At 70.3% G+C, this 12,216-nt stretch carries 11 protein-coding genes; 7 read left to right on the plus strand and 4 right to left on the minus strand.

Annotated elements, in window-relative coordinates:
• The first annotated feature begins 144 nt into the window (after nt 1-144).
• Complete coding sequence (locus ACZ68P_RS27190; protein ID WP_471010632.1) at nt 145-933, plus strand: uracil-DNA glycosylase; 789 nt, start codon at nt 145-147, stop codon at nt 931-933.
• Nucleotides 934-952: 19 nt separating this feature from the next.
• Here the strand turns inward: ACZ68P_RS27190 and ACZ68P_RS27195 are convergent, their stop codons facing one another.
• Nucleotides 953-1,897: an NAD-dependent protein deacetylase gene (locus tag ACZ68P_RS27195; protein WP_471010635.1), complete on the minus strand. Its 945-nt coding sequence runs from the start codon at nt 1,895-1,897 to the stop codon at nt 953-955.
• A gap of 425 nt (nt 1,898-2,322) precedes the next feature.
• Here ACZ68P_RS27195 and ACZ68P_RS27200 point away from each other — a divergent pair, with 425 nt between their 5' ends.
• Nucleotides 2,323-3,510, plus strand: a complete 1,188-nt coding sequence (locus ACZ68P_RS27200) for a phospholipase D-like domain-containing protein (RefSeq protein WP_471010637.1) — start codon at nt 2,323-2,325, stop codon at nt 3,508-3,510.
• A gap of 7 nt (nt 3,511-3,517) precedes the next feature.
• Here ACZ68P_RS27200 and ACZ68P_RS27205 read toward each other — a convergent pair whose 3' ends face one another.
• The 3 genes from ACZ68P_RS27205 to ACZ68P_RS27215 form a co-directional block, all read right to left on the minus strand.
• Nucleotides 3,518-3,784, minus strand: a complete 267-nt coding sequence (locus ACZ68P_RS27205; protein ID WP_471010639.1) for a hypothetical protein — start codon at nt 3,782-3,784, stop codon at nt 3,518-3,520.
• A 153-nt stretch (nt 3,785-3,937) separates the two neighbouring features.
• On the minus strand, nt 3,938-4,630 hold the full coding sequence (locus tag ACZ68P_RS27210; protein WP_471010640.1) for a TetR/AcrR family transcriptional regulator: 693 nt from the start codon (nt 4,628-4,630) through the stop codon (nt 3,938-3,940).
• Between the two features lie 142 nt (nt 4,631-4,772).
• A complete protein-coding gene (locus ACZ68P_RS27215; RefSeq protein WP_471010642.1) occupies nt 4,773-6,404 on the minus strand; it encodes a right-handed parallel beta-helix repeat-containing protein in 1,632 nt (543 codons plus the stop codon).
• 356 nt (nt 6,405-6,760) lie between these two features.
• Between ACZ68P_RS27215 and ACZ68P_RS27220 the strand changes: the two genes are divergently transcribed.
• From ACZ68P_RS27220 to ACZ68P_RS27240, 5 genes are all read left to right on the plus strand, one after another.
• Nucleotides 6,761-7,486 carry a GntR family transcriptional regulator gene (locus ACZ68P_RS27220; protein ID WP_471010643.1) on the plus strand — a complete coding sequence of 242 codons (726 nt, stop codon included), beginning with the start codon at nt 6,761-6,763 and terminating at the stop codon, nt 7,484-7,486.
• A complete protein-coding gene (locus tag ACZ68P_RS27225) occupies nt 7,483-8,682 on the plus strand; it encodes a hypothetical protein (protein WP_471010646.1) in 1,200 nt (399 codons plus the stop codon). Before ACZ68P_RS27220 ends, ACZ68P_RS27225 begins: the two co-directional genes overlap by 4 nt.
• The gene (locus ACZ68P_RS27230) at nt 8,679-9,620 is read left to right on the plus strand and encodes an ABC transporter permease (protein ID WP_471010648.1); all 942 of its coding nucleotides are present in this window, start codon (nt 8,679-8,681) and stop codon (nt 9,618-9,620) included. Before ACZ68P_RS27225 ends, ACZ68P_RS27230 begins: the two co-directional genes overlap by 4 nt.
• 98 nt (nt 9,621-9,718) lie before the next feature.
• Complete coding sequence (locus tag ACZ68P_RS27235) at nt 9,719-10,591, plus strand: ABC transporter permease (protein ID WP_471010651.1); 873 nt, start codon at nt 9,719-9,721, stop codon at nt 10,589-10,591.
• A gap of 52 nt (nt 10,592-10,643) precedes the next feature.
• Nucleotides 10,644-12,215 (plus strand): ABC transporter substrate-binding protein, encoded by a 1,572-nt coding sequence (locus tag ACZ68P_RS27240; protein WP_471010654.1) that lies wholly within the window; start codon nt 10,644-10,646, stop codon nt 12,213-12,215.
• Nucleotide 12,216: the final 1 nt, after the last annotated feature.

Here is a 12,216-nt window from a genome sequence, read left to right on the forward strand (position 1 = left end):
CGCCGGGGCCCACTTGAATGCGCCCCCGTGCGCCTCCCATCGACGACGCGACGGAAGGGCCCCGGCCGGTCGGAAGTGGGCGTCGGGGCGCTGATCCGCGCCGGCCGGCGGTTGCCTCCCGGCCGTTACGGGCAGACGACGATCATGGCGAGCACGGATGACCCGGGACCGGCCGCGGCCGGCGCCCGGACGCTGAGCGCCCTGGACGCGCGGTTGGTGCGGTGCCGCGCCTGTCCGCGTCTCGTGGCCTGGCGCGAGGAGACGGCCCGCGTCAAGCGTCTCGCGTTCGAGGACTGGCGGTACTGGGGGCGACCGGTGCCCGGGTTCGGGCCCGGGGACGCCGCCATGGTGATCACGGGTCTCGCGCCCGCCGCGCACGGCGCGAACCGGACGGGCCGGATGTTCACCGGAGACCGGGCCGGTGATCTGCTGTTCGCGACCCTGCACGAGCTCGGCCTGGCCTCACAGGCCACGGCGACGCGTGCGGACGACGGACTGGAACTGTACGGCGTCAGGGTCACGGCGCCCGTCCACTGCGCGCCGCCCGCCAATCGGCCCACGCCCGACGAGCGGGACACCTGCCGCCCATGGCTGGCCCGGGAGCTGCGGCTGCTGCGACCGACGCTGCGCTCCGTGGTCGCGCTGGGCGGCTTCGGCTGGCAGGCCGCGTGGTCCGCGCTGGGGGAGGCCGGCTGGAGCATGCCACGGCCCCGACCGGCGTTCGGCCATGGCAGGCGGGTGTCCCTGGCGCCGGCGAACGGGTCGGACGCCTCCCTGGCGGTGTTCGCCTCCTACCACGTCAGTCAACGCAACGTGTTCACCGGCCGGCTCACGCCGGAGATGCTGCGTCATGTGCTCGCCGAGGCCGCGTACACGGCCGGCCTGCCCGTCGAGCCGCCGGACCCGGACGACGGGCACCCGAGGGTGCGATGACGCCCCGCTTCCGTCGCCGTCACCGGCTCCCGTCCGCCACTGCCTGACCCTCGACCACATCCACCTCGGCGCCGTCGGCCGCAACGACGGGGACGCCCAGGCGTTCGGCCACGGTGGTGAGCGTGGGTCCCAGAGGCAGCGCGACCCGGGTGACGGCGTACCGGTCGCCCCGGGTCGGGTCCCGGTTCACGATCAGGACCGGCTTGCCCGCCTCGGCGGCCTGGCGGACGAACCGCAGGCCGGACATCACCGTCAACGAGGAACCGAGAACCAGCAGCGAGGTGGCCTCGCGGACCAGCGAGCGGCAGTGCTCGACCCGCTGCGGCGGAACGGATTCGCCGAAGAACACCACGTCCGGCTTGAGGACACCGCCGCAGACCGCGCAGGGCACCACCCGGAAGTCCCCGACCTGGTCGTCGGTGAGGTCGGCGTCACCGTCCGGGTTGATCCCCGCGGCCACCGGCGCGAATCCCGCGTTGGCCTCCTCCAGTCGCCGGGCGAGTTCGCGGCGGGGGCTGAAGGCGCCGCAGGAGAGGCAGACGACCCGCGCCAGGCTGCCGTGGAGCTCCAGGACGCCCTCGCTCCCCGCGGCCTGGTGCAGGCCGTCGACGTTCTGCGTGATCACCCCGGTCAGCAGACCGTGGCGAGCGAACGCGGCCACGGCGCGGTGCCCGGCGTTGGGGCGGGCGCGGCCGAAGGTACGCCAGCCGAGGTGGCTGCGCGCCCAGTACCGGCGCCGGGCCCGTGCGCCGCCGGTGAAGTCCTGGTAGGTCATCGGGGTGTGCCGGCCCAGGCTCCCGCCCTCGCCGCGGTAGTCCGGGATGCCCGACTCCGTGGAGATGCCCGCGCCGCTGAGCACCAGTACACCGCCGGTGCTCAGCGCGTCGGCGACCGGCTCCGGATCCGTGATGCCCGGCGGCAGATCCTCGGGAGGGGTCCAGGTCAGTGTGGGACGCATCCGCATGCCGCCAGGGTACGGAACCGGTCCCCCCGCCCGCCCTCCGTCGACACGAGGTCGTCAGCTCGGGAAGCCGTCGCGCACGCTCCGTAGAAGAAGGGTGAACGCACAGCGACGCATGGCGACCTCGACCGCGGGCGCGGGTCGACGGCGCGGTGAGATCCTCCCCACGGGGCGTATACGGTGGCGACGCCTGGGCATCCGGGCGTCATGGACATGAAAGTGACACCGGTCCCGGACACCGAGGGCCGCGGACCGAGACGCAGCGAGACGGGCTGGTCGTGGTCCCGTTCCCTGACTCGCCTCCGAGCCCTCGCCTGGCACCTCGTCCGCGCGTACGGCCGACCCGCGTAGTCCCGCGCCGCCGTACCGGCCGGCGGCAAGGACCCGCAGGACCGACCGACGGCTTCCCTCCCGACCAAGGACGTCACATGACCCTCGTGGAAGAGCATCAGAGACCCGCCGCCGCCCGTGCCCAGCGGCTGCGCAGACGGCTGGAACGACTCCTCGGCATCGCCGCGACGGAAGGAAACGAACTCGTCGCCCTGCGCAACGGCGACCGGATCTTCCCCGCCATGCTCGACGCCATCAAGGCGGCCGAGCACACCATCGACATGATGACGTTCGTCTACTGGCGCGGGCAGATCGCCCGGGACTTCGCCGCCGCCCTCGCGGAGCGCGCGGCGGACGGCGTGCGGGTGCGGCTGCTGCTGGACGGCTTCGGGGCCAAGGCGATCGAGCAGAGGCTCCTCGACGACATGGACGCCGCCGGCGTGCAGGTGGCCTGGTTCCGGAAGCCGCTGTGGCTGTCACCTCTCAAGCAGAACCACCGCTGCCACCGCAAGGCCCTGATCGTCGACGAAACCACGGCGTTCACCGGCGGTGTCGGCATCGCCGAGGAGTGGTGCGGCGACGCCCGCAACCCCGACGAGTGGAGGGACACGCACGTCCAGGTGCGCGGTCCGGCCGTGGACGGCATCGCCGCGGCCTTCGCTCAGAACTGGGCCGAGTGCCACGACGAGCTGTACGACGAGCGGGACCGCTTCACCGAGCACGAACAGCCCGGCGACTGTGTCGTCCAGGTCGTCCGCGGATCGGCGAGCTTCGGCTGGCAGGACATGCAGACCCTGATCCGGGTCATGCTCACCTCCGCCGAACAGCGCTTCCGCCTCGCCACCGCCTACTTCGCCCCCGACACGTACTTCGTCGACCTGCTGTGCGCGACCGCGCGGCGCGGCGTCACCGTCGAGATCCTGCTGCCCGGCCCCCACACGGACCAGCGGGCCTGCCAACTTGCGGGCCAGTACCACTACGAGCGCCTGCTGGAGGCGGGCGTGTCCATCCGCGAGTTCCAGCCGACGATGATGCACGCCAAGATCATGACGGTCGACGGCGTGACCGCGCTGATCGGTTCCACCAACTTCAACCGGCGCTCCATGAGCCACGACGAGGAAGTCATGCTCGCCGTGCTCGACGAGGACTTCACCGCGGGCCTGGACCGCGACTTCGACGCGGACCTGCTGCGCAGCACCCCCGTCGACCCGTCCCGCTGGAAGCGCCGCGCCGCCCTCCAGCGCATCGCCGAGGCCGCCGTCCTGCCCGTGCGCCGCTTCCTCTAGGCCTTCGTCAGCCCGCCGCGCGCAGGAAACGGATCGCCTTCACCGTGAGGACGCAGCCCATGAGCGCCGCGCCGCAGAGCATCAGCGGGGCGTTGCCGATGAGGAGCCCTGCCAGGAGCGCGACACCGCTGACGCCGTCGAGGGCGTCCCACCGCGCCTCGGCCCGTCGACCGGGTCCTTGTCGGCGCATCCGGCGCAGGACGGCGAAGAGGGAGAGAAGCTGCAGTACGACCAGGGCCGTGAGCACCCAGCGAAACGCGACAGGTATGTCCACGCCCCGAAATGTACGCCCCGTGTCGATCACCCGAAGCGGCCGAGAGATGAACCGCGGGCAAACTCCCATGGGGACACCGAGGGCGGCACGCACGTGACGCGCCATGTGCTTGCCCGAGCCGGAGTCCGCTCCCGGACACGCTGCAGCGCGGGGTCAGAAAGGCTCGGCTGCTTCGATGGGACTTCTGGGCACGGCGGCTTCGGCCGATCCCGGACTCCGCAGCAGTTCCCGTGCGGCCGTGGCGAGCCTTCGGGCGGTGACGTGCGGTTCGGCGGCAGGCAGGACGAGATGGCTGATGGTCATGCGGACGATGATGTCCGCTGTCATCTCAAGAGTCTCCGTACGCTGCCCCGGGTAGCGTGTGCGCAACCATTCCCGCACCAGGTACTGGCCCGCGTCGAAGATCGGGTCCGCCCGGGCGGTGAGGTAGGGGAGCAGGCTGTCGGAGCCGTGGCGGGCGGCTGCGATGACAGCCCGTATGAGGGGCTGGGTGTGAGCTTCCTCGAGCACGTACCGGATGGCGGCTTCGAGGCAGGCTTGGGAGTCGGGCAGGCCGGGATAGAGCGTGTCGGCCACCCCGGCCAGGAACTGCCGGGTCTCACGGATCACCAGGGCGCGTCCCAGACCGGCTCGATTGCCGAACTCCTTGTAGACGGAGGGGCGGGAGACCTGAGCGCGTGCTGCGACGGCCGAAAGGCTGACCTCGTCCCACCCTGCTTCGCACGTCAGGTCGTGCGCGGCATCAAGGACGCTTGCCCTCATCTGTTTGCGCCAGGCGATGCGCGGAGAGTCGGGTGGGTCTTCCCCTGCGAGGCCATGCGTTCTGCGCTGTTGTTCGGCTGCCATGTCACACGCCTGTCAGCGGGTTGAGCCGCCGCAGCGGAGTAGCTCCGCGCGCGTGCGGCCGGACGGGTACGCGGTGGTGCCGACCCCTTGGCACGGGGGGACGGGGTCGGCACCACGTCAGGAGTCCGGGTGAACCGGACGGTCAGGAGCGCTTGCGACGGGCAGCCGCGACAAGACCGCCGCCGAGGGCGAGAACGGCCGCCGCGATGCCGAGGGGGAGCAGGGGATCGGAGCCGCCGGTCTGTGCGAGCGGACCGTCCCCGCTGTTCGCGTTCAGGTCGGATCCGCCGCCACCATCGGTCTCGTTCAGCCCTTCTGCGCCGGGCGAGGCGGTGGTGTCGGTCGTACCGGGCTGTTCTCCCCCGGGCCGGGCATCATCCTGCCGACCGCCGGCGCCGGAACCGGAGTCGCCGCCGGGATCGGAAGCACCCTGTGTCACGTCACCGGTAGCGGTTGCGAAGCCGTAGGCGCCACGGTCGGGCGCACCATCTGCCCGGCGGGTGCCGGTGGTGACAGCGCTGAACGGAGTGCCCGACCCGATGGCCGGGGAGCTGTCACGCAGCCGGAAGGTCGCGTCCGCCGTGGTGCCGGCGTCGGCGAACTCCGGGTCGGCGACGATGTCGTGCGGACCCTTGACCTCAGGAGCCTTGCCACCGAAGTAGACGTTGTAGTCGTAGGTCACGTCCGCGTTGCGGGACTTGCTGTTCGTCGCCTGGCCGGGCCGGCCGTAGGCGATGTTGTTGAGCAGCCGGACGTCGGTGCTGTCGTGGGCGAAGATGTTGGCGTAGCTCTTCATGCGGGTGCTACGGCCGTTCATGTACGCCGTGTTGTGGACGATGTCGACGTGCCGGCTCTTGAAGGAATGGATCCCCGAGCCGCCGTTGTCGTAGGAGAGGTTGCCGGCGACCAGGACGCGCCCACCGTACGCGGGGTGGTCGGCGTCGCCCTTGAGTGTGTCGATGATGATGCCGTTGCCATCGGAGTAGCAGCGGCACCTCTCCCATTTGATCTTGGTTTCGTTGTCGTGGACGCGATTGCCGGTGATGCGGATCTTGTACGTCCTGGCGTCGGAGCTCCCCACGTCACGTGGGGTGAGGACGGAGATACCGCTGGTGGCATAGACCGTGTACCACGAGTTGGAGTACACGTGGTTCGCCGAGATGGTCAGGTGATCGGATTCGATCGCCGATATGCCGCTGCCCGCGCAGGCGTGAACCTTGTTGCCGGTCACCTCGATGTGGTGCGACACCGCACCGGTGGATCTGTCCCGTTCGATCGAGATGCAGTTGGTGTTGTAGGTGGGGTCGCCCTTCCTCGATCCGCGTTCGGCCCCGGCGAGGTTCAGGGCGGCGTTGTTGCCCTTGATCTCCAGGCCCTTGAGGGAGATGTAGGACGCGCCGTGGACGCTGATGCCGTTCCACGCCTTCACCGGGTGGATCACCGGCCGGTGGCCGGGATGTGCGGTGAACGTGATGGGTGCGCCGGGGCGGCCCGAGCGCTTGATGGTCAGCACGTTGGAGCCTGCGGAGCGTTCGGAGTACGTGCCGTTCATGATCGATACGGTGTCGCCGGGGCCGGCGCTGTCGGCGGCCTTCTGCAGGGTGCGGAAGGGCGCGCCGGTCGAGGTTCCCGGGTTGCTGTCGCTGCCTTCGGCGCTCACGAAGTAGGTGCGGTTCGCGGCATGGGCCGAACCGGCTCCCACGGTGACGGCGCCGAGTGTCGCGGATGACGCGAGAAGTGCTGCGGTTACGGCGATGGTGCGAGTGCGTTTCATTGGTGCCTGGTCTCCGAAGTCGTCCGGACTGAAGCGGGCCGTGTCTCCCTCGGCCGAGGGGCCGTGCCCGGAAACGAGGGCCGGAAGGGCGGGGCAGGGGCGTTACGCCGTGGCAGGGCGCCGGCCTGGGACGGCGCGCCACACCCTGATGCGCTCCGAAGTCCGCTGTGGGGGTTGGGTTTTGCGTGAGCGACAGTTACAGAACTGGCGATTGAGCGCAACCCTGTACCGTCTGTAAACGTTCTGACATCGAGTCAGAAGAGCCGAAACAGCGCCGACGGCTGTCACGGGGGCCATTTCAGAGAACCTCTGCACGAGGGTTGCGAGTTGGCATGTTGGTATACCAGCATGCCGCCATGCCGCAGATCGACTATCCAGTGAACAGCGCTGAGGCCCTGCCTCCCGGCTCACTGCCGCCCTTGCGTCAGGCCGTCTCCCGTACCGACCGGGTGCGTGAGGCGTTGAGGCAGGCAATCCTTGAAGGTGTGCTCCCCCCCGGAAAGGCCCTGGTCGAGCGGGAACTCGCCGAGGCGTACGGGGTATCCAAGACCCCGGTCCGCGAAGCGTTGAAGCAGCTGCATTCCACCGGTCTGGTGGAGATCAACGCCTACCAGGGCGTCAGCGTCCGCCGCCCCGACGATCTTCTGGTGCAGGAGCTGTACGCCGCCCGCTGCGCAGCGGAACCCGAGGCCGTACGCCTGGGCGCGGTCCGCCTCGGAGCGACCACCCACGCCGCTGCCCGCCAAGCGCTGCAGGACGCGACCACGCTGATCGGCTCGGGCGAGACACGCGGCCTGGGCATAGCCAACCGTCGCTTCCACCGCGAGCTCTACAGCGCCTGCGGCAACAGCTTCCTCTGCGGCTTCCTGGACCAGCTCCAGGACCTCACGGCTTTCGTGGCCGGCCTCGGCTGGCGACTGCGTGCCACCTGGGAGGAAGAGGCCGCCGAACACGCGGCGATCCTGGAAGCCATGGAGCAGGGCGACGGGCCGCTCGTGGAACGCCTGACCCGCGCACACATCGAAAAGGCCAAGCAGACCATCTCCCACGCCCTCGGCGACGCCCCCAGAGACGGCCGATGAACATCGAGCTGTTCGCCCACCCCCTCTCCTTCCGCCGGCGGCCCCAGGCCCAGGCGGACCGACTGGCCGCCTATGGCATCGACGGCGTCCACTTGGCGTTCACTTATCACGGCGGGCGGTGGTTGCTGACGACCAGCGCCCCGTGTGCTGTGGCCGACTTCCAGGCCGGGCAGTGGTTCCGCGACGACGCCGCCCCCCTCAACGGGAACGACCTCGCCCTGCCGGTTCTCGGCGACGACGCGACGACCGCCACGACCGCCCTGCTGCGGGCCGGCATCAAGGTGACGGCCTGGCTCGTCGGACTCCACCAGTCCGGGCCCGCCACCCGCCATCCCGAATCGGCGCTGCGCAATGCCTTCGGACACCACTACCGGCACGCACTGTGCCCGGCACGGCCCGAGGTCCGCGCCTATGCCACTGACCTCGTCGCCCGAGCCGCCCGCCGACCCGGTGTCACCGGCCTCGAACTCGAAGCCTTCGGCTACCTCGGCTGGCAGCACCAGAGCGCCCATGACAAAGTCGGCGTGGCCCTTCGTCCGGTGGACCGCTGGCTGCTCTCCCTGTGCTTCTGCTCCGCCTGCACGGAACGCTTCACCGAGGCGGGCATCGACGTGCCCGCCCTGGCCGAAACCATCCGCGCGACGCTACTCGCCCAACTTGCCGAGCCACGCGAAGCCGGCGACCTCGGTGCCGACGCCCGCGCCACCCTCGGCTCCGACCTGCACGACACCGTCCTTGCCGTGCGCTCGCGAACCACCGTGAGCCTCGTGCGGGACGCCGTCGCCGCAGCCGGCGGGCTGCCCGTCTCCGTACGCACCACCGGCGACCCGTACGCCTGCGACGGCAAGTCCGCCGCCGACACAAGCGCCCTCGCCGCAGCAGCGGGCGCCCTCACCGTCACCGACCTGTCGGGGAATCATGACGCCCTGCGCCGCGAACTCGCCGCAACAGCCCGGACCGGCGCACAGGTGAGCGCCGGATGGAACCTGGCCGCAGACTGGACCACCGGTGAGCAGCAACTCACGGACGTCGCCCAGGACGCGTACGCGGCCGGAGCCCGCTCCCTTGCCCTGTACGCCTACGACCTGGCCCCGGCACAACGCCTCGCGTGGCTGAGCGACCTCTCCCGCCCCACCTACCGCCCTGACACGGCCAAGCCCACACCCTCGCCCCCTCTACCGGAGCCGGTGAAATGACCGGATACCTCGTACGCAGACTCTTGCAACTGATCCCGGTCGCCCTCGTCGTCTCCCTGGTGCTCTTCATGCTCCTGCGGCTGATGCCGGGCGACCCCACCCTCGCCATCCTCGGCCAGGAGGCCACCGAGCAGGACCGAGCGGTACTCCGAGAGGACCTCGGCCTCGACGCACCGCTCTGGCAGCAATTCACCCAGTGGCTCGGCGATCTGGTCCGCGGCGACCTGGGCAGCTCATGGCTCACCGACGAGAAGGTGGGCACGGTCATCTCCGACCGGTTCGCCGCCACGGTCGAGCTCGGAGTCATCGCGTTGGTCTTCGCCGTTCTCATCGGGATCCCCGCGGGCATTCTCGCCGCCGTCCGCCGTCGCACCCGCACGGACACCGCGCTGAACTCCGTCGGCCTGCTCGCCCTGTCCGCACCTCACTTCTACCTTGCCGCACTGCTCATCCTCGTCTTCGCCCTGTGGCTCAAGGTCCTCCCGCCCTCGGGATACGTTCCCTTCACCGAGGACCCCGTCGAGAACCTGCGACGCATGATCCTCCCAGCCGTCACCATCGGCTCCACCATCGCCGCGGTCACCATGCGCCAGACCCGCGCCGCTCTCCTCGCCGCGTTCAACGAGGACTACATCCGCACAGCCGAGGCATCAGGTCTCTCACGAGGCCGGATCGTGGGCGTCTACGCCCTGCGGAACGCCATCCTGCCGGTCGTGACGGTGATCGCTCTCCAGATCGGGGCGCTGATGAGCGCCACCGTCGTCACCGAGACCGTCTTCACCGTTCCCGGCATGGGCACCTTGATCGTCAACGGCATCTTCAGCAGGGACCTCCCCGTCGTTCAGGGCGCCGTGCTGATGGTCGTGGTCCTCGTCCTCCTGGTGAACCTTCTGGCAGACCTGGTCTATGCCTGGCTCGACCCGCGCATCACGTACTGACTCGGCCATCGCCCACCGTGTCACCCGATCCGCGCCTCCCTGCGCGCCGATCAGCACGTCCCGCACCGCACGTCCCGCACGCACCTTCTGGAGCGCTGATGGCCATAGACCTCGCGCCGAACGTCTCCCGCAGACCGGTTCTGGACCGGCTGCGCCGTGACCGCCGCGCACACATCGCCGTACCCCTGCTGTTCCTCCTGCTCGTGGCCGCGGCCGCCGCACCCTTCATGTCGGACTCGGTCAGCGCCACGGACACCGGCCGGCTCCTGACCGGCCCCAGTTCCCAGCACCTGCTCGGCACCGACGAGATCGGGCGGGACGTCCTGGCCCGGATCGTCGCCGGCGCCGTGGTCACCGTAGGGGTGGCCACCATCACCGTGGGCGCCGCCCTCATCGCCGGAACGGTGCTCGGCCTGATCGCCGGATACCGCGGCGGCTGGGTGGACACCCTCGTCATGCGCGTCTCCGACGGACTGCTCGCCTTCCCCCTCCTCGTTCTCGCCCTCACCGTGGTCGCGGCCCTCGGCCCCGGGCTGCGCAACGCCCTGATCGCGATCGCCGTCGTCACCACCCCGCGTTTCGCCCGTGTGGTCCGCGGCGAGGTGCTCTCCCTACGCACCCGCGAATGGGTGTCCGCCGCACGGATCGTGGGCGTCACACGGACCACGATCATGCGCCGTCACCTGCTGCCCCACCTCGCCGGCAGCCTGCTGGTCTTCGCCGCTCTCCAGGTGTCCACCGCGATCATGGCCGAGGCCGCGCTGAGCTTCCTCGGGCTGAGCGTCCAGCCCCCGCAGCCGAGTTGGGGCGCGATCGTCGCCAGCGGCACCGACCACCTGAGCGCGAGCTGGTCGCTCAGCGTCTTCCCCGGACTGGCGATCCTCCTCACCGTCGCCGCGTTCAATCTGCTCGCCGACGCCCTGCGCGACGCGCTGGACGCCCACCGTCCGGACCTCGCACCCGCGCGCTGAGCCGTCTCCCAGTCCTCCACCCCCTTCCCCCGTACAGAGGAAGTACTTCGTCATGCCCAACTCCACACTGCCCCGGATACCACGTCGCACCGTCTTGGCCGGTGCCGCGGCCACCGCGGCCATCGCCACCCTGACCGGATGCGGCTCCTCGGACTCCTCCGACGGAACTTCCTCCGGGGGGACGCTCACCGCCGGTTTCGACAACGAGCCCGTCACCCTCGATCCGGCGCTGAGCTCCGCCATCTCCTCCGACCGCGACGTCCTGAACCTGTTCTTCGACACCCTGCTGCGTCAGCGCCGCGACGGGACCTTCGAGCCGGCCCTCGCCACCCAATGGACCGACACGGGCACCGAGATCACCTTTGAGCTCCGCCAGGGCGTGAAGTTCCACGACGGCACCCCGTTCGACGCGGATGCGGTCGTTCTCAACCTGAAGCGGATCTCGGATCCCGCCACCCGCTCCACCAAGACGGCCGCACTGGCCTCCGTCCGTGAAGTGAAGGCCATCGGCCCGCGGACCGTCACGGTCACCCTGAAGGCGCCCGATCCGCTGCTGCTCACCCATCTCGCCCACGAGCCCGGGATGATCGCCTCGCCCACCGCGCTCGCCAAGGGGGCCGAGGAGTTCGGCCGCAGGCCGGTGGGAACCGGCCCCTTCACCTTCCGCCAGTGGCGGACCAAGGTCCAGCTGACCGCCGAGCGCAACAAGACCTACTGGGCCAAGACAGAGGACGGCGACGCGCTTCCGCTCCTCGACAAGGTGGTCCTGCGCTTCGTCACCGAGGCAAAGGTACTGCGCGCCGAACTGTCCACCGGGGGAGTGCACCTGGTGCGGGCCCTGCCCCCGGAGGAGTACAAGCAGCTGGCCGACGCCCCGCGGATCACCATCAAGGACGAGGGCGTGCGCCGCAACTACTACGCCTCACTCAACGTCGCCAAGGGGCCCTTCCGCGATCCACGGGTACGCGCGGCCTTCGCGATGGCCGTCGAGCGCAGGTCCGTCGGCAAGGCCGCCGCCGGCGGCGACTTCGACATCGCCCCCTCCTTCGCCACCTCCGACGACTGGTTCTACGACGACTCCCTCGCCCCCCTGCCGTACGACCCCGACAAGGCCCGCTCCACCCTGGACAAGGCGGGACTGCGCGGAAAGGTGCCAATCACCCTCGTCGCCCGCCGCCGCGCCCCCGATCCCACCGTCGCGGAACTGCTCCAAAGCCAGCTCACCGCGGCGGGATTCGACCCCAAGGTGGAGATCCTCGAATTCCAGACCCAACTGGAACGCATGCGGAAGCAGGACTTCGACGCGGCGATCCTCGTCATCGACGTCCCCCGTCTGGACCCCTCCCTCACCTTCGACCCGTACTTCGCCAGCGACGGCCCGAGCAACTGGTCGGGCCTGAAGGACTCCGCCCTCGACGCCCTGCTCGACAAGGGGCTGGGCACGGACGACCGCGCCATGCGCAAGCAGGCGTACGTCGACGTCCAGCGCCGCATCCTGGCGAACAACTACTGGGTATTCCTGCACCAGGCCAAGTCGCCGCTGATCCACAGCAGCAACCTCACGGGCGTCGGCCTCGACGTCGACGGCCAGTGGCGCCTCGAGCGTGCCCGGCTCGGCGCCTAGG

Source organism: Streptomyces sp. NPDC036822 (genome assembly GCF_055609145.1).